Here is a 25,410-nt window from a genome sequence, read left to right as displayed (position 1 = left end):
CTTTTACATCCCTTCTTTTAGTGGACGCAGCATGGAAATCGGCAGGGCTTCTAAATGCCTTTCGCCGCCAAGGCGGTAGCCCCAAGCAAAACGCCCGTTAAAGTAATCAATTTTAAAGTACATATTGGGATCGCCTTCAATGCGGTACACTTCGCCTTTCTTGAAATCATTCGGATCCATCAAATAGGCGGCTGCCATAATTGCTTTTCGTTCCAGTACCGCAAATTCGTTGACAATGCCAAGCTGCTCCGCTTTTCTCGCCTTTTCCTTCAAACGCGCAATTTCAGAGCGCAGCTCATGTTCGGTCATTTGGCTGTATCGCTTATGTTCAGTCATTTTCTTGCTCCTTCATATCCAAATATTCACTGATCACTTCACTGGGAAACCCTTTTTGGTATAACCCCTGTTTGACTTTCGATTTCAAGTCGTAGCCCGTTAATTTACTGCTGTGTTTTCTCCATAATTTATCGCCTTGTTCTTTTACGCTGTCGGTCCATTGCTCGTCGTCTTTTTCCAGGTCCAATCCTTCAACTGCCTGCTGGATCACGGAACGCGGATAACCTTTTCGCATCAGGAAATCGTAGATTTTCTGCTTGATTTGGTTCGGCGTTTTCTTTTGTTCTTTCGCAGCGACTTTCTCTGCGAGGCCTCTCGCGATTTCCAATTGCGCTTCTTCCGAATAGGAATCCAAAACGTCTTTTTGCATTTGTTTGTCAATCCCTTTCTTCTGCATGTCTTGCTGAATCGCTCTTGGCCCTTTTTTCCCGGAATTCATCTGCGTCCGCATAAGCGCTTCCGAAAATGCCCGGTCATCTAAAAATTTCAATTCATATAATTTTTTCACTGCTTCATCTATGACGGCATCACCGTACTCTTTTTCTTTCAGCTTTGTACGCACTTCGCCTTCGCTCCGCATACGGAACCCAAGATAATGCAAGGCTGCATTGAACGCTTTTCGAACTTGGTCCTCAAATACCATTTCTTCGATGGTCCACTGATCCAGTTCTTTTCCTTTTGTAAGCTGATACCTGACCAGTACCGCTTCATCCACACTAAAGGCAAACTTCTCCTCAAAGAAGATATTGTATCTCTCAGGATTATTTTTACCTTGGGAGATTTTTGTAATAATCGGCATTAATCGGCACCTCTCTTCTTCATTTATTATACACCTTGTGCGGGCTTAAATGCATGGATTGAGGGTAGAATATAGGAAATGGAGGCGATTGAAATGAGGATAGCGATCACCGGCGGAACCGGTTTTGTCGGAAAGGAATTGACACGGCTGCTGCATATGCAGGGCTGGGAAATCTATATTTTGACGAGGCATCCGAAACAGTCATCAATGGGAATCACTTATGTGGAGTGGCTGACCGACCAGGCACAGCCGGAAAAGCAGCTTGAAGGCATGGACGCGTTCGTCAATTTGGCTGGCGCCTCGATCAATGCAGGGCGCTGGAGCGACAAACAGAAAAAAGAAATCCATGACAGCAGAATAAGCGCCACGAAAGAAGTTCTTCGGATCTTGAACGCTCTTGAAAGAAAACCGGAAGCATTGATTAACGCGAGCGCAGTCGGCATTTACCCTGCTTCCGAGTCTGCCGCCTATACAGAAACATCGAAAAACTATGGGAACGATTTTCTGGCGAAAACGGTAATCGACTGGGAACGGCTTGCCGATCAGGCAAAGGCTCTCGGGATTCGTGTAGCTTACGGCAGATTTGGCATCATTTTGGGAAAAGATGACGGCGCACTGCCTCTCATGGCACTTCCTTACCAATTGTTTGGCGGCGGTACTGTCGGTTCTGGCAAACAGTGGCTGTCCTGGATCCATGTTTATGATGTCGCCCGGGCCATTCAATTCGCTATTGAAACGAAAGCGCTTGAAGGCCCTTTCAATGTAACAGCTCCCTATCCGCGGCGCATGAAAGAATTCGGCAAAGAAATTGCCAAAGCTCTCGGACGGCCCCATTGGATTCCAGTTCCATCCGCCGCATTAAAACTGGCCCTCGGCGAGAAAAGCAGGCTGGTTTTAGAAGGGCAGCAGGCGCTGCCGGCCGTACTCCAGCAGCATGGTTTTGAATTCACCTTCCCTCATTTGCAATCGGCACTGGCTGATCTATACAAATGAGGTATAATGAAAGGATGATTAATCGAAGGACGTGAGAACATTGAACGAAAAACCTATTTTCGAAGAAGGACAAAAATTTCCTTTGACGATCAAACGGCTTGGCATCAACGGCGAAGGCATCGGCTATTTCAAGCGCAATGTCGTATTCGTCCAAGGCGCGCTGCCAGGTGAAGAAATTACGGCGCAAGTGACAAATATCAAACGCAATTTTGCGGAAGCGCGGGTCTTGAAACTGCGCAAGCCGTCCGCCCACCGCCAAACACCTCCTTGCCCGATTTATGAGACATGCGGCGGCTGCCAGTTGCAGCACATGACTTATGAACAGCAATTGGTGGAAAAACGGGATCTTGTAGCCCAAGCCCTCGAGCGTTACTTGAAAGGGGCAAGTGTTCAGATCAAGAATACGATCGGCATGGAAGATCCATGGTATTACCGCAACAAAAGCCAATTTCAAACTCGCTTGAAAGGGACGAAAGTGATCGCCGGATTGTTTGCCGAAGGCTCACACCAGCTTCTCGACATCGAACAATGCATCGTGCAGCATCCTGATACGACTGTGATCACCAATGCCGTAAAACGCATTCTCGAAGAGCTGAAAATACCGATTTATGACGGCAAGACGATGAAAGGCATCGTACGGACAATCGTCGTCCGCACTGGAGTCCAAACTGGGGAAATTCAGCTCGTACTGATTACTACCCGTTCCAAAATCCCGCAGAAGGAATTGCTTTTGGAAAAACTGAAACAAATTGATATCAATCTAGTATCGATTGTCCAAAACATCAATAAAGAAAAAACCTCCTTAATTTTCGGAGACGAAACAATCACACTTTACGGCAAGGATACCATCCATGAAGAACTGGGCGAACTGGCTTTTGATTTGTCAGCGCGCGCTTTTTTCCAACTCAATCCGGTCCAGACCGTCAAACTTTATGACGAAATCAAACGTGCGGCAGAACTGACAGGCAAGGAATCGGTTGTTGATGCTTATTGCGGCGTTGGCACCATCGGCCTGTGGCTCGCCGATAGCGCGGCAGAACTTCGCGGCATGGACGTAATCCATGAAAGCGTAGTAGATGCGAAGGCCAATGCGAAAAAAATGGGCGTCACTGCGAAATACGTAACTGGCACTGCTGAAAAATGGCTGGAAACGTGGAGCAACGAAGGCTTTGTCCCTGACGTATTGACCGTCGACCCGCCGCGCACCGGGCTTGGCGAATCGTTGCTGAAAACGATTTTAAAAGTAAAGCCGAAACGCTTTGTCTATACTTCGTGCAACCCGTCCACACTGGCCAAGGATTTGCAGCAATTGACGAAAATTTACCGCATAGAGTATATCCAGCCGGTTGATATGTTCCCGCAAACGGCGCAAGTGGAAGCAGTCACAAAACTCGTATTGAAATAGTTAAAAGGCGCAGGAAGCGAAATCGCTTCCTGCGCCTTTTCCCTTTATTCTTGCGATACGGGAGACTCCTGCCGTTTTTGATTGCCTTTCAAAGCAATGATAAAGCCGATAAGCAGCAGCATGGCTGCAATCAGCAACAGGAAACTAAAGTTCTCGGCATATCCAACAAAAACACCGCCCAGAAAAGGTCCAGCCAAACTGCCGATACTAAATGCGATGCCGCATAACAAATTTCCTGTCGGCAAGAGCTCTTTTGGCATCAAATCCGCCATAAATGAGATGCCTAAGGAAAACGTCGAACCGACAAACATGCCTGCTGCTGTAAAAAAGGCGACTGTCAGCCAAGCGTTCGTTTCAAAAAAGCTTGCTGTCCCAAACATTGCCGCCCCGCCAATGAGCGCAAGGATCAAGACGTTCTTCCTGCCGAGCCGATCGCTCAAGACCCCCAGCGGCAGCTGCGTCGCAATCGCCCCTGCTGAAAAAGCGGCCAATATGATGGAAACCAAAGCAACATCAATAGACTGCCGCAAGGCATAAACAGGGTAGATGGCATTTAGCGAAGCTTCAAGAAAACCGTAGCCTAAAGGCGGCAAGAATGCGATCCAAGCAATTGCAATAGCTGCTTGGAAACGCCCGAATACCCCTTTGGACGAATGGGTTCCGCCTGATGTGACTTCCGGAAAATCGTTTTTCAGCAAAAACACGAAAGACCAGGCAATCAAGCATAAAATACCCGAAACAATGAATGGCAGCGGTTCAAAAATGTTTACGAGCGGAACAAATAACGGTCCTGATCCAAAACCGATGCTAAATGACATCCCGTAAATGGCAATGTTGCGTCCAAGACGCTGCTGCGGCGAAGTGCTGGTTATCCACGTTTGCGTCGAGAAATGCAAGGCCTGGTCTCCAATGCCGATCAAAACGCGCAGCGCAAACCAAAATGCAACACTTTTCCATAACGGAAACGCCAAGAGTGATACGATTACCAATCCCCCGCCGATTAAAATTAGCGGCTTGAATCCAAATTTCCGCAATTGCGGTTCCATGAACGGAGCAATGACCAGCGTACCTATGTACAACCCCGTAGCACTCAACCCATTCAATGCCGAAGAGACGCCATCTTGTTCAAAGATAACTGCAATCAACGGCAATAGCATGCCTTGCGAGAATCCGGATATGGAAACAATCATGACCAAAATCCAAAATCGTGCTTGTTCACTTTTTAAAAAATAAGCCATAAGTTCCTCCTAAACAAAACACGTTCTTCTGTAAAATCCAGTCAAATATGATTCTAACATAAGGCGTGGAAGGAATATAAATTTCTATCCCGAAAATCGGGATGTCGACAGAAAGTTGAAAAACAAGTGAAGGAAGTTGGGGGAAATGTGGATTAGGGGGCGGCTGGAGTTTACTGGTCCATATTTAAAGGCCCTTTCCGTTTCTGAATTCAGAATGCGGATGGGCCTTTAAGTTTTAATGCTATCCATTTGTGTTTTCATAATACCATTCTTGGCAATATTGCCGTTTGAATGTATAATCTCCCTCCTTCAATATCAAAATCTATAAGGGTTTGTTTTTCTTTATTCATCCCCTCTCCTTTTTGTTAAGCTAACATTAACACAAAGAAAGAATAAAGTAAATTTTCTGACTCCTTTTCGTTAAAATTCTTTCTAAATGCCTATATGAGTTGATATTTTTTCTGCTATCCGCTACTATTAACATGCGAAATGAGGTGTACCGAATGGGCAAAGGCATTACAGACAAACAAGAACAAGTTGTTTACATGAAAGAGCGCCTGAATATGTTTTTGGAAGTTTTGGATGCAATCGAACCGGAAAATACCGAGCTTGAAGATATTGACCGCTTGATCGCCATGGTTGACGAACTGGACGAAAAAATGCAGCAATTCAAAGTTACTCCAACCGATGAACAACAAAAATAACATTAAAAAGAATCCCTTAGGCTCATCTTTGCAGATGCCCAAGGGATTCTTTTTAGTTCTCCTGATTTTCCTGCGTCGCCTTAAGATCGCGGCGACCTTGCATAACCGCATTGATTTGTCCGCCGACCATCAAAAGCATAGCGCACACATACAGCCAAAGCATTAAGATGATTATCCCGCCGATACTGCCGAATGTCGGTGAATATATCGCCAGATTGTTGATGTAAAGGGAAAAGATATAAGAGACACCCAGCCAGCCAATTGCGGTAAAGGCCGCTCCAGCCAATACGCTGGCAAAATCCAGCCGGACATTTGGGGCTACCCAGTAAATAACGGAACTGAGGACAAATATGATAAGCCCTGGAATGGTAAAGCGCAGGGCGTTCCATGTCGCTAAAAATCCTTCTTCCAATCCGGCGTATGAAAAAATAACGAGGCCAATTTGCCTGCCGAAAATCGGCAAAGCCAGCGCTACCGCCAAAATAAGCATCATCAATAAGGTATTCAGCATCGACATGCCTTGCGCTACCCATAACGGGCGCCTTTCGGCGACTCCATAGGAACTGTTCAACGATTTGATAAGCGCGTTCATTCCGATGCTTCCTGACCAGATCATCGCTAGTATCCCAAAAGACAGAAGCCCGCTATTCTGGGTCGTTAAAATATCACTCAGCGTTTGTTCGATCAGAACGAACACTTCATGAGGGGTTACTTCTTCGATAAAATGATAAATTTGATCTTCCGACAGATTCAAATAAGGAACTAACGTCACCAAAAAAATGAGCAAAGGAAATATCGACAACAGGAAAAAGAACGCTAATTGCGCTCCTACTCCCATTACGTCGACATCGTAAATCCTTTTATTCACTTCTTTCAAAAAACCGGAAAAGGTTTGAACATCGTAGGACATATGGAGATTGTTCAGCCGCTCTTCCGATTGGTGGAGCTTTTCATCTTTTCCGGAGCCAATAGAGCTTATGAGTTTTTTCCAGAATTGTAAGATGATGAGCTACCGTTTTTGTTTGTTGTTGAAGATCCGCTGTTGTTTGACGATGAAGATGAATTCCCGCCTGCATTCAACGATCCTGAAGAAGATCCGCCTGAAGTTGACGATGATGAACTTCCGCCATCAGTCAAAGTTGTATTAGGCGATGGATTGTCCTCTTTAACAGCAGAGATCACATCATTTTTAGTATCGATAACAGCTTCTTTTGTTTCTACGAACGCCTCTTTCGTTTCCAAAGCCAATTCTCTGACTTGCGGAGTCAATCCTTTCAACTCATTGACTTTCTCCCCGACATAAGAAGCATCTTCCGAAATGCGGGAATAAAGATTCTGTACCTTTTCAGCTTGCTGCTGGACCACTGATTGCAATTCTTTTCTGTTCGTTGCGTAATATTGAGCATTGCTTCCTAATTTTTTAGATTTCTGCACTACGTCGTTGCGTGTATTGCGGTCAAATAAAGAAACAATAAGTCCCATTGCCGCTCCTACTAAAATACCTGTCATTAATTTGTTTTGGCTCATCCTGAATTCCTCCCAATAATATAGTACTTGCGTCTCTTTGGATTTTTTCCCTAATCTGCTGAATTTTAAACTCTTCGTAAATTTTATTTTCAAAAAACCTTGACTCTTTGTCTAATATTTCGGAATATAAAAGCTTAAGAAGGGAGAAATGTATAGGAAATTTAAAGCTGGAACAGCAGGATAAAGGGGATGAGAATATGGAGAGAATTGAAACAATCTTAGGCAGTATCAGTAGTTTTGTGTGGGGGCCTCCGCTTTTAATTTTATTGGTTGGAACCGGAATTTATTTGACTGTGCGGATCGGCCTTTTGCAAATGCGTTTGTTGCCTTACGCATTGAAGCTTGTTTTTTCAAAGAACCAGGACAAAACCTCTCAGGGCGATATCAGCCATTTCCAGGCGCTTTCCACCGCCTTGGCCGCAACTGTCGGCACCGGGAATATAGTCGGTGTTGCGACGGCAGTTATACTCGGCGGCCCGGGAGCAGTATTCTGGATGTGGTTTTCCGCATTCTTCGGGATGGCTACAAAATACGGTGAAGCCGTATTGGCAGTCAAATATCGTATTGTCGATGCCAAAGGCCAAATGGCCGGCGGTCCGATGTACTATTTGGAACATGGATTAAAACAAAAATGGCTGGGCGTATTGTTTGCCATTTTTGGAGCGGTTGCCGCGTTCGGCATCGGAAATGGCACCCAGTCCAATTCCGTTGCGATTGTAGTACGCGATACATTCAATGTCCCTACTTGGATTACAGGTTTGATCTTGATGGTTTTCGCCGGCGCTGTTATTTTGGGCGGCATCACTGCAATCGGGAAAGTGACTTCTTACTTCGTGCCAATCATGGCGCTATTTTATCTGATTGCCGGCTTAGCTGTCATGATCACAAACCTTGAACTGATTTTGCCGGCTATTGCCACGATCTTCAGCTCTGCCTTCACAGGGGAAGCAGCTGTCGGCGGCGCAATTGGAGCCGCCATCCGCTACGGTGTTGCGCGAGGCGTCTTCTCCAACGAAGCCGGCCTTGGCTCCGCGCCAATCGCTGCGGCCGCGGCCATTACCGATTTGCCTGGCCGCCAAGCGCTTGTCTCTATGACGCAAGTATTTATCGATACATTGGTCATCTGTTCCATTACAGGGATCACCATTGTCATGTCCGGGATGTACACGGACAAGAGCCTGGAAGGTTCGGCACTGACAACAGCTGCGTTTGAGCAGTTCCTGGGGCCGGTTGGTCCGATTGTAGTAGCGATCGGATTGATTTTCTTTGCTTCTTCAACCATCATAGGCTGGGCTTATTATGGCGAGAAGTGTTTCCAATACCTATTCCGGAACCCGAGCCTGCTGATTGTTTACCGAATCATCTTCATTGCGGTTGTCTTCATCGGCGCTACGGTTTCCCTTGATGTGGTTTGGATGTTCTCTGATATCATGAACGGCTTGATGGCTCTTCCGAACTTGATCGGCCTGCTTGGACTGTCCGGTGTCATCGTTTATGAAACAAAACGGATCGTTTCGAAAATCAAAGAAGAAAAAGAAGCGGCACGCGCTGGAAATTGACATTCTTTTTGAATAGTGGAATGATAAAGTGAAACAATAAGCAGCAGGGGTTCCCTTCTGCTTATTGTCATTGAACCGATCAAGCTTTAAGGCTGGCTTCATTGCCCCTTCCAGCAGAACAGTTCTTACTCCTTTGAAAGGCAGGGACTCACCATGGATTTATCAAAACCATCAAACGAAAACGTCACCTTCATGATCGAGGAAATAAAAACAAAATTGCGCATGGTTAACGTCGACGCCATGAAACCGGAGCATTTCAACGCTTCCCAATACGAGGATTTGCGGGAACTCTATGAAATGGTTGCGAAGCGCGATTCGTTCAGCCCTAATGAAATGGAAGCCATCGCTTCTGAATTAGGTTCCTTGCGAAAATAAGAAAAATCCCTGAAGAGATTCTTCAGGGATTTTTCTTTGGGCTGTTTTCAGCTCCCAGCCGAACAGCCATTTCAGCTTTCCTTCTGTCCAGTTCTAACGGCTAGCTCCTTGAGTCGCTTCTGTCTTGCCGCCCATGGCTAAGAACGCCATGACCTTCAAGCCCTCCAGCGCTTGCCGGAGCTGAACAGCCGTTTCAGCTTTCCTTTTTGTCTAGCTCCGGCGATTAGACCTTCGGGGTCATAAAACAGCCCACTGCGGCGGCAACAGCCTCCTCGCGGTCTGTTTTATGCCTGTCAGGTCTTTCTCAATCGCCTGCGCTTTCCTTCTGATATTGCACGATATACCAGCTGCCTTCTTTTATGACGGTATGGATGCCGAGCATCGCAAGTCCCGCTTCCGCTCCCCATTCTGCCAGCTCTTCGGCAGTCGGCAAACGGTATAAATTATCGAACGAAGAGAAGAAGCTGTTAAAGACGTTGGCAAAAGGCGGACTGTCGCTGCTCCCGGCAATCGGGGTCACGATCGACAGTACGCCTTCCTTGTTTAGCCAGCCAGCAAGCTGATGGTATAATTTTTGCCGATCCTCCAGGTCGATGTAGTGGATAACGTTATTCATCAAAATCAAATCCTGCTGCGCATCGGGCGTATATTTCCATAAGTCCGCATTTTCGATTTTGATGTTGTCTATCCCTGCAATCAATCTTTTGGCCGTTTGGGTGACTGTCGGACTGATTTCGATTCCTGTAAAGTGAGTGCTCGGGAAACGTTCCGCCAATTTCTTAATATAACCGGCTTCCCCGCATCCGATATCGAGTACATTTCCGCCTTTTTTCTCTTTCAGTTGTTTTGCCATTTTCGGCAATGCGAGAACTTCCAGCAAACGGCTGGTCTCCGCAACAGTCGGCGCGTGCTTTTCCTCATCAAAATGGCGGCGCTTTCCTTCCCGCATCATTTCCGGATAACTCAGCAGCGTCGGAATGTGCAATTCCATCATTTCTTTCAATAAGACGCCCGAAGAATTCTGCCCTTTTGGTTTCGGCAGCTTCCAGGCATTCCATGTCTTATAGCGGTTTCTCCCTGCTTCTTTCAGATGCCCGATAGACACCCCGACGCTGACCCATTGCTCCAGCAAAGCTTCATCAAGCTGCAGCGCATCGGCAACATCAAATTTTGTAACAGGGCGTTCAAACGCCTTAAACAAGTCCAATTCATAGCCAACGTAAGCATGCCAACTGTATAGAAAAGGCTCGTTCCGTTTCATGTACATTCTTGCTTTTAACATCTTCATCACGTCTATCATAGGAGTCCCTCCACTTTCCACGGGTAATCATCTTCTCTTGTAAAGTACTTCAATTCTTTCATATCTATCGGCAAGCTCTTGGACCTGATTGGCATCAGCCCGCCCTGGATAAAACGGTCATGGACATTTTCCTTCCACATGCCAAGACCCGAAACATTCAGCATCTGCTTAAAGTGAAGAATGGCATCTTCCTCCATTCGTTCAAATGTCCTTTTCCGGATAAAACTGATCGGCTTGAATGGGAACGAATAAGCCAATGCTGCCAAGTGGCTAAGTTGCAGCACATGGTCGGCCCGCTTATAGCGGACCTTTTCATACCACGATAAATTTGCCGGATCGGTCTTTCCATTTTCAATCATGTCTGCGGCCAATTCACCCAGTATATCCGCATCTTGAATAGCCATGTTCATTCCTTCTCCAGCCATGGGATGTACCGCGTGTGCGGCGTCTCCGATAATCGCTTTGTTTTCTTTCACGTATGAAGGCGCATGGAACATGACCGGAATCATCAGCTGGATTTCTTTCCAGTCCGTCAATTTCTGGACATAGCCATCCACAATCGGCGCCAAATCCGTATAAAGTTTATGGAAATGGCTGATCGGTTTTTCTTTCAGCCGTTTGTAATCTCCCTGAGGAATCAAATAAACGCTTCGCACCGTCCCATTCGGCAATGGAAACAAACCCAGAAACCGGTTGTATGTAGAAACGATTTGCCCGTCTGTAAAATTTTCATCACGGGGAAACGATACGGTTAAAAAGTGATGATTATATGTGGTTTGCTTCACTTCGATGCCCATCTCTTTCCGGGTTACGGAGGAACGCCCTTCTGCTCCGAAAAAATATTTGGCTTCCACTTCGAATTGTTCTTTTCCTCTTTGCAGCAATGCTGTCTTCTTGGTGTAGCCTTTGCAGACAGTTCCCTTCAAGTAATGAAACTGATGATGCGCAGAAGCGAGTTCCAGCATCAAAGCTTTCAGTTCTTCATGGGGCATCATATAAGAGGCATTGTATTTGCCGGGGAGCACACTATAATCCATGAAGGATTGGTCCAAAACTTTCAATGAACTTGATAACTCAAGCATATCCAGGACTTCAATCCGGTTGGAGCGCGCCTGGACTTCTTTGAAGAAGCCAAGGTCATCAAAAACTTTCATGCTTTTTGGCTGCAGCAACTCGCCTTTATAGGTAGCAGGCGCTTTTGCCTGCCGTTCCGCAAGCACAACGTCCACTCCCCGCTGCACCAATTTGAGTGCCAGCGTCAAGCCGCCGATGCCGCCGCCGCTGATGAATACGTCTGTCTTCATATTCCTCATCCCCTTCCTTTTCTGTACCCGCATTTCAAGCATCGAGAAACATTTATGGCCATGGGGAATGGGAGGAAATCCGTTGCGGCTTCAGTCATGCCGGAGTGAGGACGCTTGAAGGAAAATATTTTCGTAAAAGCACCGATATAGATTGCGGGGAATGATTGAATATTGCTACTATGAAAAAGATGAGAGGAGAGATTTTATTGACATCTTTTAATGAAAAATTATCTCGGTATGCTGAATTGGCTGTAAATGTCGGGGTTAATATCCAACCCGGCCAGCCACTTTATGTCGCAGCATCTATTGAAGCGGCACCGCTAGTACGCCTGATTGCAAAAAAAGCATATGAAAAGGGATCTAAACAAGTTCATATTGACTGGAACGATGACGAAACAAGCCGTTTGCGTTTTGAATTGGCGCCTGAAGATTCTTTTTCAGAGTTTCCGGCTTGGAAAGTCCAAGAACGTGAACAACTGGCTGAACAAGGCTCCGCTTTTCTCAGCATCATTTCTCAAAGCCCGGATCTTTTGAAAGGCATCGACTCGAAGCGGATATCGGCTGCCCAGAAAGCTACCGGGACAGCTTTAAGCAAATACCGGCAAATGGTCCAATCGGACAAAGTCAGCTGGTCCGTGATCGCGGCTCCTTCAAAAGCGTGGGCAGCGAAAGTTTTCCCTGAGCTCGCTGAAGAAGCGCAAGTCGAAGCGCTATGGGATGCGATTTTCAAAGCCGTACGTGCAGACCTTGATCAGCCGGTTGAAGCTTGGCTTGCCCATGATCAATCGCTCCATACCAAGGTCGATTATTTGAACAATAAAAAATACGCGAAACTGCACTACACATCGCCAAAGACCGATTTGGAGGTCGCTCTCCCTGATGGCCATCTTTGGTGCGGCGCCGGTTCGGTAAATGAAAAGGGAAATACATTCATGGCCAATATGCCGACTGAGGAAGTTTTTACAGTTCCGCATAAAACGGGCGTAAACGGGTATGTAACTAGTACAAAACCGCTAAGCTATGGCGGCAATATTATCGATGATTTTAAGATCACCTTTGAAAACGGAAAAATTACGGACATAACAGCCGCCCAAGGAGAGGATGTCCTGAAACAGTTAGTGGAATCGGATGAAGGCTCCCATTACTTAGGCGAAGTTGCACTGGTTCCGCATCAATCCCCGATCTCAGCATCAAACATTTTGTTTTACAATACCTTGTTTGATGAAAATGCATCCAATCACTTTGCTATCGGCAGCGCTTATGCATTCTGTGTTGAAGGCGGAAAAACGATGTCTTCCGAAGAGCTGTTGAAACATGGATTGAACCAAAGCATCACCCATGTCGATTTCATGGTCGGCTCTGCTGAGATGGATATTGACGGCATACTCGAAGATGGAACGCGTGAACCGATATTCAGAGGCGGCAACTGGGCATTTTAAGGTTCTGAAAATCGACACTTAATTTTCTCTTGGTTTTTCTGTATAATATGTAATGATGATTACAAACAGGAGAGGAGTTATCCTATTATGCTTTATGGCATTACAGTTGTCCTTGGTTTCATGGTCGTTATTGGCTTATTTTTCGTAACGCTTATGCATTTTCTTGGAAAAGAATTGCATTCGCACGATGCAGAACACGTAGACCCGGTACCAACAAAAAAATATCAATAGCGTAAAGAGGGCGTTTTACACGTCCTCTTTTTTTATTTCAAATGACAATTATTTAACATTAATAATACATTTATATTTCAAAACGATTACAAAACATGTATATGAACCTATTTTATGCACGAATTCAAAGCCATAAGTCCTTCGTAATGTAACAAAAATATTCACCTCCGCTTTCCCTTCATTTTTTCATGGTAAAATGCCAAAGGAACTTGTTTTATAATAGGAGGAGTTTGTGCATGTTTTCTGCTACAGATATCGGTATTGACTTAGGAACTGCGAATATTTTAGTATACACAAAAGCAAAGGGCATTATTTTAAATGAGCCTTCAGTTGTTGCATTAGATACAAAAACGAATAAAGTCCTTGCAATTGGAGAGGATGCAAAAGCGATGATGGGGAAAACACCAAGCCACATCCGTGTTGTCCGTCCACTTAAAGATGGTGTTATTGCTGATTTCGAAGTAACCACTGACCTACTAAAGATTGTTATGCAAAAAACTGCAAAAATTATGGGAGGCGCATTCCGCAAGCCAAATGTCATGATTTGTACTCCTTGTGGAGCGACTTCCGTAGAACGCCGGGCTATCCATGACGCAGCCAAGCAAAGCGGCGCAAAAAATGTTCACTTGATCGAAGAACCGGTGGCAGCTGCAATCGGTGCTGATTTACCGGTCAGCGAACCAATCGCAAGTGTTATCGTTGATATCGGTGGAGGTACGACGGAAGTTGGAATTATCTCTTTCGGTGGTGTGGTATCTTCAAACACAGTAAAAGTAGCAGGAGACCGGATGGATGAAGATATCATCCAATACGTTCGCAAACATTACAACGTGTTGATCGGTGAACCGACTGCTGAAAACATAAAAAAAGAAATCGGCTATGCCCTTATTCCTCATAAAGCGGAAACGATGGAAATCCGCGGCCGTGATGTAATGACGGGATTGCCAAAAGTTGTGACATTGACATCTACTGAAATTCAAGAAACATTAAAAGAACCATTGTCAGCAATTTTGGAATGTATCCGTGCGACTCTTGAGAACTGCCCTGCTGAGCTATCCGGTGATATCGTGGACCAAGGCGTAGTCATCTCTGGCGGCGGTGCTCTTTTAAAAGGAATGCAACAATGGCTTTCAGAAGAAATTTCTGTTCCCGTCCATACTGCTCCTCAGCCTCTTGAATCTGTTGCCATCGGCACAGGACGCTCTCTTGTTATGATGAACAAACTCGAACGAATTTCAAGATAATGAAATCCGGAAGCATCCATGCTTCCGGATTTTTTTACACTTCATTCGTCTTTTGGAATTGTTTCGATTAAAATAGAAAAGAAGAATAGTTAAGGAGGACTCATCATGTCAATGTTAAATGAAATTTTGGAGTATAACGAAGGATTTGTAGAAGATAAGAAATACGAACAGTTTATCACAACTAAATTTCCGGATAAGAAAATCGTTATTTTAACGTGCATGGACACCCGTCTTTTTGAATTGCTGCCAAAAGCAATGAACTTAAAAAATGGAGACGTCAAGATTGTAAAAAGTGCAGGAGCAGTCATTAACCATCCGTTTGGCGGAATCATGCGCAGCCTGTTTGTCGCCGTTTATGCGCTGGGAGCAGATGAGATTTACATAATTGGCCACCATGATTGCGGTATGGCTGCGATTGAGCCGGATTCGGTCCTCGAAAAGATGAAAGCACGTGGAATTGATGAAAAAACAATTGAGATGGTAGAGTACTCAGGAATCGATTTAGGACAGTGGCTTCGAGGATTTGACAATGTCACCGATAGCGTTCGCCACAGCGTCAACATGGTCAAAAACCATCCATTGATGGACCGTTCCGTTCCGGTTCATGGCTTGGTCATCGATCCAAAAACCGGCAAGTTGGATCTTATTGTGGACGGAAATGAAGAATAAAAACGAAAACCGCTGAGAAATTCTCAGCGGTTTTGCTGTACATAATAATAAAACTCAAGCAATGTGCCTTCTTTGCCAAACTGGCGCAGAAGCGAAGTGATTTGGCCTCTGTGGTATGACGCATGGTTGATGAATGAAAACAGCATTTCTTCACGCGTGTTCTCGCAATCATCGCCCCGCGTGTTCTTGAAATTCAGCGACTCTTGCCATTGTTCTTCTGACAAAGAAGCAAAATACAATTCCATTTCAGCATGCAGCAGCATAATGGATTCTTTCGCCTTTTCAATTGTTGAAACGTCAAAGCGTTCAAACACCGGCTGTTTGACCCCATGCATTCTTAAAAACCAAAGCCTTTCCACGCCAATGATATGTTCGACAGTTTTTTGGATGGAAGGGAATGAACTCGAACCTTCACGTGTGTAAAGCTCTTCACCGGCTGTTTGAATATGGTTTAGACATGCTAAAGCGGCCCATTTGTGATATGAAAAAAGCTTGTCTTTATTCATTTTGCACCTTCTTTCGCTTTGTCCCTTATTCGAAAAACCATCTTTTTATTTCTTTCCACCATCTTTTGTAGGCGGCCTTTCCCTTTCAAAATTCGCTCTCGAGCATTGCAAAATGGAAATGGTCTTCCCATATGCCGTTGATATGCAGGAATTCCCTCAACAGCCCTTCATTTTGAAAACCTGACTTCTGGAGTACCCGAATCGACCCCAAATTCCGTGGAGAGACATAGGCTTCCAGCCTGTGCAGGCGCAATTGTTCAAAACCGAAAGCGACTATAAGCCGAACCGCTTCTGTGGCTATCCCCCTTCCGACATACGCTTCATCAATCGAATATCCGACAAGTGCACTCAAAAAAGGCAATCGTTTGATGCCGTACATAGAGATATGGCCAATCAAGCGGTTGGATTCATGTTCAAATACCCCAAAACTATATTCCCGGTTTTCCCGCGCCTGATAGATCGCTTCTCTTATTTTTTCCCGTTGGACTGCAACTGTAAAATAACTGTCCCGATGGCGCGGTTCGTAGATGGCCCAGTAATCCCGGTTGCGGAGGAGCAGCTGCACCATCTCCTCCGCATCATCTACAGCCAAAGTCCGGAGGTAACATGTCCGGCCATTGAATAGCAAACTCATGTCATTCCACAGAAGACGTTAATGCGATGAATTCTTCTGCGTCTTTCACACATAAAGCGATCCCTTTTTCCCAGAACGCTTGTTGCGTAATATCTTCGCCCAAATGCTTCATCGCCAAGTCTTCAGCTGTCATGATGGCTGTATCGCGCAGAAGGGCCATGTACTTCTCCTCAAAACCGGCTCCTTCTTCAAGCGCTTTTGCGTAGATGCTCAATGAGAACAAATAGCCGAATGTGTACGGGAAATTGTAGAACGGAACATCTGTAATGTAGAAATGCAATTTTGATGCCCAGAAATGCGGATGCGTGGAGCTGATCCCCCCGGCAAATCCTTCTTGCTGCGCTTCTTCCATCAATTTGTTCAAGCGCTCTGCTGAAACCACGCCTTTTTTGCGTTCTTCGTAAAAACGGGTTTCAAACAAGAAGCGGGAATGGATGTTCATGAAAAACGCCACGCTTCTTTGCAATTTGTCTTCAAGCAGCGCAAGTTTCTCTTCGTTCGTTCCGGCATTTTTTACCGCAGCGTCTGCAACGATCATTTCCGCGAATGTGGATGCTGTTTCCGCTACGTTCATTGCATACGAACGGTTCAATGAATGGACAGGGCGCAAGGCGAACGTATGGAAAGCATGCCCTAATTCATGCGCAAGCGTAGCCACATTCGACATTGTTCCGCTATAGGTCATGAAAATACGGGATTCTTCCGTCAGGGGCAACCCGGTGCAAAAACCGCCAGGGCGTTTGTTCGGACGGTCTTCCGCCTCGATCCAGCCTTTTTCAAAAGACTGCTCTGCAAATTCCGCAAGTTCTGGACCAAACTTTTCAAAATGCTTTAAAATGAATTCAGCGCCTTCTTGATATGAAAAATGCTGCGTGCTTTGGGTTACAGGTGCATCGACGTCATACCAGTCAAGCCCTTCTTTCCCAAGCATCCGCCCTTTTCTGTTCAAGTAGTCCACGAATGGCTGTTTGTTTTTGCTGATTGCCCCCCACATGGCATTTAACGTCTCTTCTTTCATCCGGTTGATATGAAGCGGTTCCTGGAGCGGATTTTCCCATCCGCGCTTGCCGTATACCGCCAAGCGGAATCCTGCGATTGAATTCAGTGTTTTAGCGAAGAATTCCTCTTTCTCCGTCCATGCCGCTTCCAATTTCTCATAAGATTCCTGGCGGACAGCTGCATCCCCATGCGAACTTAAGTTGTTCGCCTGGCCGACTGACAGGATTTTCTCTTTTCCATCAACTGTCATCTTAATTTTGATTTCACCGACGAGCATGTCATACAATTGGCTCCAGGCATGATAGCCATCCACACTCAAAGCCGTAATCAGATTTTCTTCTTTTTCGGAAAGCTGCAATTTCGCTTCTTCACGCCATTCGTTCAATAGGAAGCTGAATTCGTGGAGAGACGGTTCTTCCAGCAAGATTGCCCACGCACTGTCTTCTGTTTTGGCCAGATCCTGTTGGATTTTTTGAACGGCCGATTGGAAACGCGCGCCCATCGACGAAGCTTCGCTTTGCAATAATGCCGCTTTTTTATCTTCCGTATCTTGGGCCATCAGACAGCCGATGAATGCGTCGGACTGCTGCAAATGAAGCATTGTATTTTTAACTTCTTCAAGAAGGCCCGCTACTTGCTGCGCATCTTCTTTCGATTCCGGCACTTGGAAATTCCGGGCCAACGCTTCAAATTCATCCAATTTTGGTCCGGCGTTATCCATATGTAATCTTAGTTCCTTGGAATTGCTGCCTCCCGGAAACAGCACATCCAAATCCCATACTTCAGAAAATTTAACTGTCATTGTCTTTCCTCCTACAAAACTTAATTTTCTAAAAACACTTATAAGTATATCATTGTTACAGATTTGGAGGAATAAAATCCCTTCAGTTGCGGGCGCTGGATGACGAATAAATATCAGGCTTTCTCTTTTTTACTATTATTATGGGATTTCTGGGAATTTGATATTTGTTGAACCGAATAAGGACAGGTATACTGTATACAAGGAGGGATCTTTAATGGTTCGTACACTGGTGATGACCATTGCTTTTTTAAGCATTGTCATTTTTAATGCTCTGGCAAACATTTTGCCGATTAATGGACAAACTACAGGCGGGATTTCCAACCGGCTTCCTGTGTTGATCACACCGGCCGGTTATGTATTTTCCATCTGGTCCATCATCTACATATTGTTCGCCATCTGGATTGTCGGCTGGTGGATTCGCGTAAAAAATGGTGAAATTCCCTCCGCAAAAATCACATTGTATTTTACATTGAGTGCTGTATTCAATATTGTATGGCTGTTTCTGTGGCATTATGAACATTTTGGCTGGTCCATTGCTGCAATTATCGCTTATTTGTTAGCGGTAGCCGGACTTTATCTGCAATATAAAAATACAGAACGCAAAGCAACGGAAAGAATGCCGGTTTCAGTCAATCTTGGCTGGCTCATCGTCGCGGCCATCACTAATATTAATTATGTTTTAATTTACTACAATTGGAGCGGCTTCGGGCTCAGCGATCAGTTATGGACGGTTATCATGTTGACCGTTGCCACTGCCATAGCGCTCCATATCCGTTTCCATCATTTTGATGTTCCGCTGGCTCTTGTGTTCATCTGGGCATTTATCGGCATCGCCGTAAAAAACGGCACCGATGAACTGCTCGTGACAACCGCTTCGCTGTTTTTGAGCGGTGTGATCGCAACCGGCATACTACTGATAAAAAAAAGGCCCGCTTAAGCGGGCCTTTTTACGTTCAATCCAATTTAGTTAAAAGAATCGGTTCGCCTTTTGTTACAAGGACAGTGTGTTCAATTTGGGCAACCAGCGATTGGTCCGGCGTGATAAAGGTCCAGCCGTCTCCGGATTCGATGATATGCTCGGCTTTTTGCGAGATAAATGGTTCAACGGCAAGAACCATGCCTTCTTTCAGAATAGTTGTTTCCCAGGCATCATAGTAATTCAATACATGCTGGGGTGCTTCGTGCAGGGATTTCCCGATACCGTGGCCAGTCAAATTCTTGATGACGAACAAACCATTGTCTTTTGCTTCGCGTTCAACCGCTTTGCCGATCTGGTTCAGCTTCGCCCCAGCCTTGACCTTGGTCATTGCCCGTTCAAATGAGGAAAGGGCAACTTCACAGAGTTTTTCTTTTTCCGGATATCCATCCCCCACCACAAAAGAAATGCCTGTGTCTGAGAAATAGCCTTCATACGAACCTGATACATCAATATTGACGACATCGCCTTCTTGGATAACGCGCTTGCCTGGCATACCGTGTGCTACTTCTTCATTCACGCTGATGCAAGTATAGCCTGGAAAATCATATTCCGATTTCGGGCCTGATACGCCGCCAAGCTCTTTGAACAGCCGTCCCCCAAGTTCGTCAAGCTCTTTTGTTGTAACACCCGGTTTTGTCGCTGCCTTCATGGCTTCCCGGATTTTCGCGACCATCTGGCCGGCTTTTTTTAACATTTCAATATCTTTCTCAGTTGTTGCAATCATTGAATACCCTTCTTTCAAGCTTTTCTAATTAAAAATTATACCATAAGAAAAGAGGACTATCCTAGCGATAGTCCTCTTCTTCGTATTAAGCTTTGCTGTCGACAAGTCTTGGAGCGGCTGCAAAAAGCGCCGAACAAACTATTGCCGCAAGCAAAAAGACTGGAATCATATATGTTGCGTTATAAATGACAGAGTAAATCAAAACGTTGCCTTCTGCGTACATGCCGAAAAACAACACTCCAGTTATTACGTGAACTACATAGCGCAGCAACGAAGCAAACAAGACCCCTGCAATAATGGCAGTAATCATCTTGCCAGTTCTCCCATTTCTGTGTCCATCCAAATAATTGCTTCGTGTAACCCCTGCTAACCCGACAACAGCGTAAGCAACAAGATAATCCAAAAACACTTGCAAGACGACAAATCCGAAAGAAAGCGGTGTGATTGAAATGGTTCCGGTAACAATTTGCAGCAACCCCACCAACAATCCCGTCAACACACCCGCCAATACCCCTCTTCTAAAAGCCATCAATATAATGGGGATCATAACCAAGCTGACAGAGCCGCCTTGAGGCATCTTAAAAGCAACGAAATCGAGCACAAATCCAAGAGCTCCAAAAATTGCGATCTCCATCATCAACAAAACCCGTTTATTTCTCATAATTTCCTCCTTATGTGTTTTGCACAACACCAGAAGGGACAGCAGAATAAAACCTTTTTTCCATATAAAAGCGGCGTCAGGATAGAGCCTGACGCCGCATAAGGGCAGGTTTCCATCCACATCCCTGCGCAAGCATTAACTTACAGGTTCAAAGGGTAAGAACAAAATTGTTCACTCTCAGCAAAAGCTCCCCTTGTGGTGTATACATTAAATTAGGTAACATGAACATTGTACCTAAGCAATGGAGTGAAAGCAACAAGACAGTTTATAAATCTAACGAGGGGGGTGAAGGCAGCCGGCCAAACTGGCTGCTCAAAATGATTGAACTTTTAAAAAAGCTGATTGAAATCAAAAGCGATAGTAAGTCTGGGGCAAATGAAGCGCTTCTTTTCTGTGCCGCCTGGCTTGAAGAACATGGCCAAGAAGTGACGGTCCATGAAAACAACGGCTACTTGATGCTGACTGCCGTAAAAGGGCAAGGAAACGAGACCCTCATTTGGAATGGCCATGTAGATGTCGTACCAGGCAATGCCAGCCAATTTGCACCTGTTGAAAAAATGGGCCGCCTTTATGGCCGGGGCTCTGCTGATATGAAAGCCGGTGTGGCAGCCATGATGATGGCTTTTGTGGAACTTGAAGCCGCAGCTTTGTCCCGCACTGTCCAACTGCATATCGTAACGGACGAAGAAATTGGCGGGCATAACACTTCCGAATGGTTGGTCGATCAAGGCTTCACCGGGGATTTCGTCATTTGCGGCGAGCCGACAAATTTAAAAATCGGCCTTCAATCAAAAGGAGTTTTGCATATGGACTTGATATTCAAAGGCAAACCCGCCCACGGGAGCCGCCCGTGGGAAGGACAAAACGCAATCGAGTCTGCAATGAAGTTTCATAATCAGCTAGGAACTTTGCCGTTTCAGCAGGAAGCAACGCCTTATTACGCCCATCCTTCCGTCAATCTCGCAATAATCGGTGCCGGCGACCGCTATAATGTTGTTCCGGATCGCTGCCGAATGTCTTATGATATCCGCTTTTTGCCCGGCCAAGATCCAAATGATATCATCCAGCAAATGGATGGGCTTGCTAAAAAACTTGAAATAGACATGGAGTATAAAGCCGACCCTTCCACCCCGGCTTTGACCACTAAACCAAGCCATCCGTATATCGAATCGCTGCAGCAAGCAATCCGCAAAGCAGGGCACGCCGATCCTGTCCTTTTTGGGCAGCATGGTGCAGCGGATACACGTTATTATGCAGCAACTATGGGCGGTGAAGGCGCGATCGAGTTCGGTCCAGCCGGTGCAGATTGGCACGGCGACGGTGAATATGTGATCATTTCCAGCTTGTTTGACTATAAGGCTATTCTCTCAATACAAGCACTTTCCTGAGAAATAAGGTTTGCGCTCCCCCTTTTTCGGGAACTTGTATACTACCTTGACTAGGATTGGAGAGATGATGATGGGAATAGGCCGTATCGTAAAAACTGCCATTAAATATGGACCAATCGCTTACCCGATTATCCGCAAAGCCATGAACAAACGCAAAGCTGGCAGCGCACAAAATACTACCCAATATAATAGACCCGACCAGCGAAAGCGCTAAACGCTTAAAAGCCGCCCCGAAACCATTCGGGGCGGCTTTTGTCTGGTCAAATATAGGGCAGCGGTTTCTGCAGAGCCAGGTAGTCTTCCTCTATCTGGGTGGATGGGCGTGCAGAAGTCCTTTCCACTGAAGAAGACTGCTCACTCTGTTTTTCTTGCATTTTTTGAATTTCTTCAAATGTCATCGGGTTGGGCTCTGGCAGTTCCCGTTTCTCGACTTTCCAGCCTTTTTGATAATGGTCCAAAAAAGCGTTCGCCATGGCCTGGTAGCCTAATAGATTGGGATGGACATCAGCCGGGTTCGGCACTTTTTTTACGGCATTTTCACCAAAAGCCTTATCGACAGCAACAAATGTCGCCCCCGCTTTTTTGGCGCTGTTTTTTAGAATCTCATTTAGCCGATCGAGCTGTTCGGCCGTGCCTTCTTTTTGGTTATCACGCACATGCGGGTAGGCGAAATAATACCCCATTACGTAAATGTCGGCATTCGGCGCTCTTTCCTCAAGCTCCGCCAATATGGCTTCCATATTGAGGCGGGCCTCATTCAATGCGAAATCTACTTGGACTTGCTGAAACGCAAGCGCACCTTCTTCCGGATTTGCTTGGACAAGGCGCAGCAAATCATTGGCCCCTGCAGACAATGTGATGATATTTGCGGACGCTAACACTTCCTGCGCTGGTTTTGATTTGATCCGCTCCAGCACATCTTCTGTTGTAAAACCGGGGAACGCCAATTGTTTCGTATAGAGAGCGACCGGCTGATGCCGGGACAGCTCCTGCGCAATCAAGTCCGCATACCCAGCATCAATTTTTGAATCCGGCGTCTGGCCGGCGGCAAGAGAATCGCCGAGCGCTACATAAACGGCCGGTATTTTGACGGCCGCTTGAACAGAAAAAGATCCATTGGCCATCGACAAAGCCGCCAAAACTGCGATTATTATTTTTTTCAATATGCTCACCCCTTAAAAAGCCCAATTTTCATTTCGGAAAATCGGTTCTCTGGACCCGTCTTCATAAATGCCGTCAATGTCCATATTCTCGCTGCCAATCATGAAATCCTCGTGGACAATGGACGTATTCAAGCCAATCGACTCCAGCTGTGCGCGTTCCAAGTCGCGGGCGCCTTCGTAACACGTCGGATATGAATCGCCAATCGCCAAATGGTTAGAGGCATTTTCATCGAACAACGTATTGAAGAACAGGATGTTGGAGTTCGAAATTGGGGAATGATGCGGCACTAAAGCCACTTCACCCAAATATGCGGCCCCGTTATCCGCATGAATCATTTCATGGAGCAGCTCTTGCCCTGTTTCAGCTTCCGCTTTGACTATTTTCCCTTTTTCAAACGTCAGTGAAAAGCCATCGATGATATTGCCTTGATAGACAAGCGGCTTTGTATTGCGCACCTGTCCTTCGACTCCATATTTAGCCGGCACCGTATAAACTTCCTCTGTCGGCATATTGGCGATAAATGCGTTGCCCTGGGGCGTCTGTGCGGCCCCCGTAAGCCATTTGTGCTTTTCAGGCAGCGCAATAACCAAATCTGTGCCAGGAGCTTGATAATGCAATTTGGCATATTTTTTTCTATTCAGCTGGGAAGCGCGTTTTTCCAGTGCCTCAATATGATCTTTCCATAGCTGGACTGCATCGCCTTCGCCGATGCGCACAGTTTTGAAAATCGCTTCCCAAAGCTTTTGCATGCCATCTTCAGCTTCATGGCCCGGGAATACTTTTTCTGCCCATTTTCGGGATGGAATCGCCACGATGGACCATGCTACTTTATCGGAACCGACAGCTTGGCGGTAGCGTTCCAATGCTTTTCCTGCAGCTTTTTGGGAATCAGCCAGCCGTTTGGCTGGAATGCCGGTCAGCAAATCCGGATCTTCTGCATCGATCCATAAAAAAGATCCTCCTGCGTCAATCACTTCATCCCGCTGAACAACGGACCATTTCGGATATTCCCGGAATGCTTCATCCGGAGCCAATTCGTAATGGATCCTTGTCTGGACCGGATCGCTGTAATTCAAATAGACAGTTTTCGCCCCGGCTTCATAAGCCTTTTTCACAACTTGGCGCGTAAACTGGATGGTATCGGTCGTTGTATTGATGACAATGAGCTGGCCTTTTTGAACGTTCAAGCCTACTGAAACGGTCAGCTCTGCATACTGCTCTAATTTTTCATCAAAAGTCATTGTTATTTCCCCTTCGCGGAAATTGTCTTGCTGGACCCTTCAATCAGTTTGCCGCCATGCAGCACTTTTTGCACCGGCTTTGAAGGCAGCTCTTTCGTGAATTTCTTGTAATGGCGTTCATCGGAATATGCCAGAAGCGTCAGGACTTCGCCGTCCGCTCCCGCTCTTCCCGTTCTGCCGGACCGGTGCAAGTATTGTTCGACAGTCTGCGGAACATCCACATGAATAACATGCGTCACTTGATCGATATCCAATCCACGGGCAGCGACTTCTGTCGCAATCAGCACAGACACTTCGCCTTTGCGGAACGAGTCAAGCGCCTTTTTGCGCTCATCTTTCTTCATTTCAGAGTGCAATGCCACAATTTTCGCGTCGCGGAATTTCAATTTGTTTTCTTTCATCAGCAACTGGTCCAAGTTATTGACAAATGCCAAAGCTTTCACGCCCTCGATATGGGAAATTCTGCGAAGCAGATCGGTTTTGTCCCGTTCATCCACTTTAACAAACGAGTGCGTCACTTTGCCTTGCATCGGCATATCGTCAAGCGTAACGCGCAAGCGGGTCGGATGGGTCATCAGCCGATCGGCCACCAGCTCGACTTCTTCTGTGATTGTCGCCGACACCAATACTAATTGGCGGTCGTGCTGCGTCTTCTCGATTAGATCCTTCATGATGCTGCGGTGTTCCCGAGCCATCAATTGATCGCCTTCATCTAGAACAATGATGCGGATTTCATGCATTTTCAACTTTTTGTTTTTCACCAGTTCGTTCAACCGTCCCGGTGTCCCGACTACAATTGTCGGTTTCTTCTTCAATTTTTCAAGCTGCCGCTGCATGTTGGCTCCCCCAATCAACTGGGTGACGGTTACATCGGTGCCTTCCGTCCATTCGCGCAGCACATTGACAATCTGCATCGACAATTCTTGGGACGGGGCGATGATCATCGCTTGCGTCGAGGGTTTTTCCGGATTCACACGTTGAAGAATCGGCAAAACATATGCTAGTGTTTTACCGGATCCTGTCGGCGATTCCGCCACGATATCGTTGCCAGCCAACATTTCCGGAATCATTTGCTCCTGGATCGGCATCGGGGTTGCAAATCCTGCTTTGTTCCATTTTTCTTGCCATATTGGATTGAGTTCGTTTATAAAAGTCATGTAGATTCCACCTTCTTTTGAATGCATCTAGT

The 25,410-nt window shown here is 46.0% G+C and carries 26 protein-coding genes and 1 riboswitch; of the genes, 11 read left to right on the top strand and 15 right to left on the bottom strand.

Annotation, left to right across the window (positions count from 1 at the left end; translation table 11 throughout):
* Window positions 1–3: 3 nt before the first annotated feature.
* Together FQV30_RS17225 and recX are read right to left on the bottom strand one after the other, a co-directional pair.
* Window positions 4–336 (bottom strand): YfhH family protein, encoded by a 333-nt coding sequence (locus FQV30_RS17225; RefSeq protein ID WP_146501370.1) that lies wholly within the window; start codon window positions 334–336, stop codon window positions 4–6.
* A complete protein-coding gene (recX, locus tag FQV30_RS17220) occupies window positions 329–1,135 on the bottom strand; it encodes a recombination regulator RecX (RefSeq protein WP_146501369.1) in 807 nt (268 codons plus the stop codon). The genes FQV30_RS17225 and recX overlap by 8 nt, the downstream gene beginning before the upstream one ends.
* A 93-nt stretch (window positions 1,136–1,228) precedes the next feature.
* On the opposite strand from recX, the gene FQV30_RS17215 reads away from it, so the two are divergent.
* A complete protein-coding gene (locus FQV30_RS17215) occupies window positions 1,229–2,128 on the top strand; it encodes a TIGR01777 family oxidoreductase (RefSeq protein WP_146501368.1) in 900 nt (299 codons plus the stop codon).
* Window positions 2,129–2,168: 40 nt separating this feature from the next.
* On the top strand, window positions 2,169–3,533 hold the full coding sequence (gene rlmD, locus FQV30_RS17210) for a 23S rRNA (uracil(1939)-C(5))-methyltransferase RlmD (RefSeq protein WP_146501367.1): 1,365 nt from the start codon (window positions 2,169–2,171) through the stop codon (window positions 3,531–3,533).
* A 44-nt stretch (window positions 3,534–3,577) separates the two neighbouring features.
* On the opposite strand, the gene FQV30_RS17205 is transcribed toward rlmD, so the two are convergent.
* Complete coding sequence (locus FQV30_RS17205; protein ID WP_146501366.1) at window positions 3,578–4,771, bottom strand: MFS transporter; 1,194 nt, start codon at window positions 4,769–4,771, stop codon at window positions 3,578–3,580.
* Window positions 4,772–5,274: 503 nt separating this feature from the next.
* On the opposite strand from FQV30_RS17205, the gene FQV30_RS17200 reads away from it, so the two are divergent.
* Entirely contained in the window at window positions 5,275–5,475 is a 201-nt protein-coding gene (locus tag FQV30_RS17200) for an SE1561 family protein (RefSeq protein ID WP_146501365.1), read from the top strand.
* Between the two features lie 52 nt (window positions 5,476–5,527).
* Here FQV30_RS17200 and FQV30_RS17195 read toward each other — a convergent pair whose 3' ends face one another.
* A complete protein-coding gene (locus tag FQV30_RS17195) occupies window positions 5,528–6,385 on the bottom strand; it encodes a YihY/virulence factor BrkB family protein (RefSeq protein ID WP_146501364.1) in 858 nt (285 codons plus the stop codon).
* 65 nt (window positions 6,386–6,450) lie between these two features.
* Window positions 6,451–7,002 (bottom strand): YtxH domain-containing protein, encoded by a 552-nt coding sequence (locus FQV30_RS17190; RefSeq protein ID WP_146501363.1) that lies wholly within the window; start codon window positions 7,000–7,002, stop codon window positions 6,451–6,453.
* 197 nt (window positions 7,003–7,199) lie between these two features.
* Here FQV30_RS17190 and FQV30_RS17185 point away from each other — a divergent pair, with 197 nt between their 5' ends.
* A complete protein-coding gene (locus tag FQV30_RS17185) occupies window positions 7,200–8,561 on the top strand; it encodes an alanine/glycine:cation symporter family protein (protein WP_146501362.1) in 1,362 nt (453 codons plus the stop codon).
* A gap of 153 nt (window positions 8,562–8,714) precedes the next feature.
* Window positions 8,715–8,936 (top strand): DUF1128 domain-containing protein, encoded by a 222-nt coding sequence (locus FQV30_RS17180; protein ID WP_146501361.1) that lies wholly within the window; start codon window positions 8,715–8,717, stop codon window positions 8,934–8,936.
* 304 nt (window positions 8,937–9,240) lie between these two features.
* Here the strand turns inward: FQV30_RS17180 and FQV30_RS17175 are convergent, their stop codons facing one another.
* A complete protein-coding gene (locus FQV30_RS17175) occupies window positions 9,241–10,236 on the bottom strand; it encodes a class I SAM-dependent methyltransferase (RefSeq protein WP_146501360.1) in 996 nt (331 codons plus the stop codon).
* Window positions 10,233–11,540 (bottom strand): FAD-dependent oxidoreductase, encoded by a 1,308-nt coding sequence (locus FQV30_RS17170; RefSeq protein ID WP_146501359.1) that lies wholly within the window; start codon window positions 11,538–11,540, stop codon window positions 10,233–10,235. Before FQV30_RS17170 ends, FQV30_RS17175 begins: the two co-directional genes overlap by 4 nt.
* A gap of 206 nt (window positions 11,541–11,746) precedes the next feature.
* Between FQV30_RS17170 and FQV30_RS17165 the strand changes: the two genes are divergently transcribed.
* From FQV30_RS17165 to FQV30_RS17155, 3 genes are all read left to right on the top strand, one after another.
* Entirely contained in the window at window positions 11,747–12,979 is a 1,233-nt protein-coding gene (locus tag FQV30_RS17165) for an aminopeptidase (RefSeq protein ID WP_146501358.1), read from the top strand.
* A 467-nt stretch (window positions 12,980–13,446) separates the two neighbouring features.
* The gene (gene mreBH, locus FQV30_RS17160; RefSeq protein ID WP_146501357.1) at window positions 13,447–14,454 is read left to right on the top strand and encodes a rod-share determining protein MreBH; all 1,008 of its coding nucleotides are present in this window, start codon (window positions 13,447–13,449) and stop codon (window positions 14,452–14,454) included.
* Between the two features lie 105 nt (window positions 14,455–14,559).
* Window positions 14,560–15,123, top strand: coding sequence for a beta-class carbonic anhydrase (locus tag FQV30_RS17155; protein ID WP_146501356.1), 564 nt, complete (start codon window positions 14,560–14,562; stop codon window positions 15,121–15,123).
* Window positions 15,124–15,146: 23 nt separating this feature from the next.
* On the opposite strand, the gene FQV30_RS17150 is transcribed toward FQV30_RS17155, so the two are convergent.
* The 3 genes from FQV30_RS17150 to FQV30_RS17140 form a co-directional block, all read right to left on the bottom strand.
* Window positions 15,147–15,629: a DinB family protein gene (locus FQV30_RS17150; protein ID WP_146501355.1), complete on the bottom strand. Its 483-nt coding sequence runs from the start codon at window positions 15,627–15,629 to the stop codon at window positions 15,147–15,149.
* Between the two features lie 85 nt (window positions 15,630–15,714).
* Window positions 15,715–16,263 carry a GNAT family N-acetyltransferase gene (locus FQV30_RS17145; RefSeq protein ID WP_146501354.1) on the bottom strand — a complete coding sequence of 183 codons (549 nt, stop codon included), beginning with the start codon at window positions 16,261–16,263 and terminating at the stop codon, window positions 15,715–15,717.
* Between the two features lies 1 nt (window position 16,264).
* A complete protein-coding gene (locus FQV30_RS17140; RefSeq protein WP_146501353.1) occupies window positions 16,265–18,064 on the bottom strand; it encodes a M3 family oligoendopeptidase in 1,800 nt (599 codons plus the stop codon).
* Window positions 18,065–18,278: 214 nt separating this feature from the next.
* On the opposite strand from FQV30_RS17140, the gene FQV30_RS17135 reads away from it, so the two are divergent.
* Complete coding sequence (locus FQV30_RS17135; protein WP_146501352.1) at window positions 18,279–19,001, top strand: tryptophan-rich sensory protein; 723 nt, start codon at window positions 18,279–18,281, stop codon at window positions 18,999–19,001.
* Window positions 19,002–19,017: 16 nt separating this feature from the next.
* Here the strand turns inward: FQV30_RS17135 and map are convergent, their stop codons facing one another.
* Together map and thiT are read right to left on the bottom strand one after the other, a co-directional pair.
* The gene (gene map, locus FQV30_RS17130) at window positions 19,018–19,767 is read right to left on the bottom strand and encodes a type I methionyl aminopeptidase (protein WP_146501351.1); all 750 of its coding nucleotides are present in this window, start codon (window positions 19,765–19,767) and stop codon (window positions 19,018–19,020) included.
* Window positions 19,768–19,852: 85 nt separating this feature from the next.
* Window positions 19,853–20,428 (bottom strand): energy-coupled thiamine transporter ThiT, encoded by a 576-nt coding sequence (gene thiT, locus FQV30_RS17125; RefSeq protein WP_146501350.1) that lies wholly within the window; start codon window positions 20,426–20,428, stop codon window positions 19,853–19,855.
* Between the two features lie 104 nt (window positions 20,429–20,532).
* Window positions 20,533–20,632: riboswitch (TPP riboswitch) on the bottom strand.
* Between the two features lie 113 nt (window positions 20,633–20,745).
* Here thiT and FQV30_RS17120 point away from each other — a divergent pair.
* Both FQV30_RS17120 and FQV30_RS18060 read left to right on the top strand, forming a co-directional pair.
* Window positions 20,746–21,816, top strand: a complete 1,071-nt coding sequence (locus FQV30_RS17120) for a M20 family metallopeptidase (RefSeq protein WP_146501349.1) — start codon at window positions 20,746–20,748, stop codon at window positions 21,814–21,816.
* 70 nt (window positions 21,817–21,886) lie between these two features.
* Entirely contained in the window at window positions 21,887–22,030 is a 144-nt protein-coding gene (locus FQV30_RS18060; protein WP_186725698.1) for a hypothetical protein, read from the top strand.
* Between the two features lie 46 nt (window positions 22,031–22,076).
* Here the strand turns inward: FQV30_RS18060 and FQV30_RS17115 are convergent, their stop codons facing one another.
* Genes FQV30_RS17115 through FQV30_RS17105 form a run of 3 tightly spaced genes read right to left on the bottom strand, consistent with a single transcriptional unit; the run spans window position 22,077 to window position 25,378 of the window.
* Entirely contained in the window at window positions 22,077–22,988 is a 912-nt protein-coding gene (locus FQV30_RS17115; protein ID WP_370512412.1) for an SGNH/GDSL hydrolase family protein, read from the bottom strand.
* 3 nt (window positions 22,989–22,991) lie between these two features.
* A complete protein-coding gene (locus FQV30_RS17110) occupies window positions 22,992–24,221 on the bottom strand; it encodes an aminopeptidase (RefSeq protein ID WP_146501348.1) in 1,230 nt (409 codons plus the stop codon).
* Between the two features lie 2 nt (window positions 24,222–24,223).
* A complete protein-coding gene (locus tag FQV30_RS17105) occupies window positions 24,224–25,378 on the bottom strand; it encodes a DEAD/DEAH box helicase (RefSeq protein ID WP_146501347.1) in 1,155 nt (384 codons plus the stop codon).
* Window positions 25,379–25,410: the final 32 nt, after the last annotated feature.

Source organism: Planomicrobium sp. CPCC 101110, assembly GCF_007859395.1.
Classification (GTDB): Bacteria; Bacillota; Bacilli; order Bacillales_A; family Planococcaceae; genus Planococcus.
This window is presented reverse-complemented; position numbering and strand designations above follow the sequence as displayed.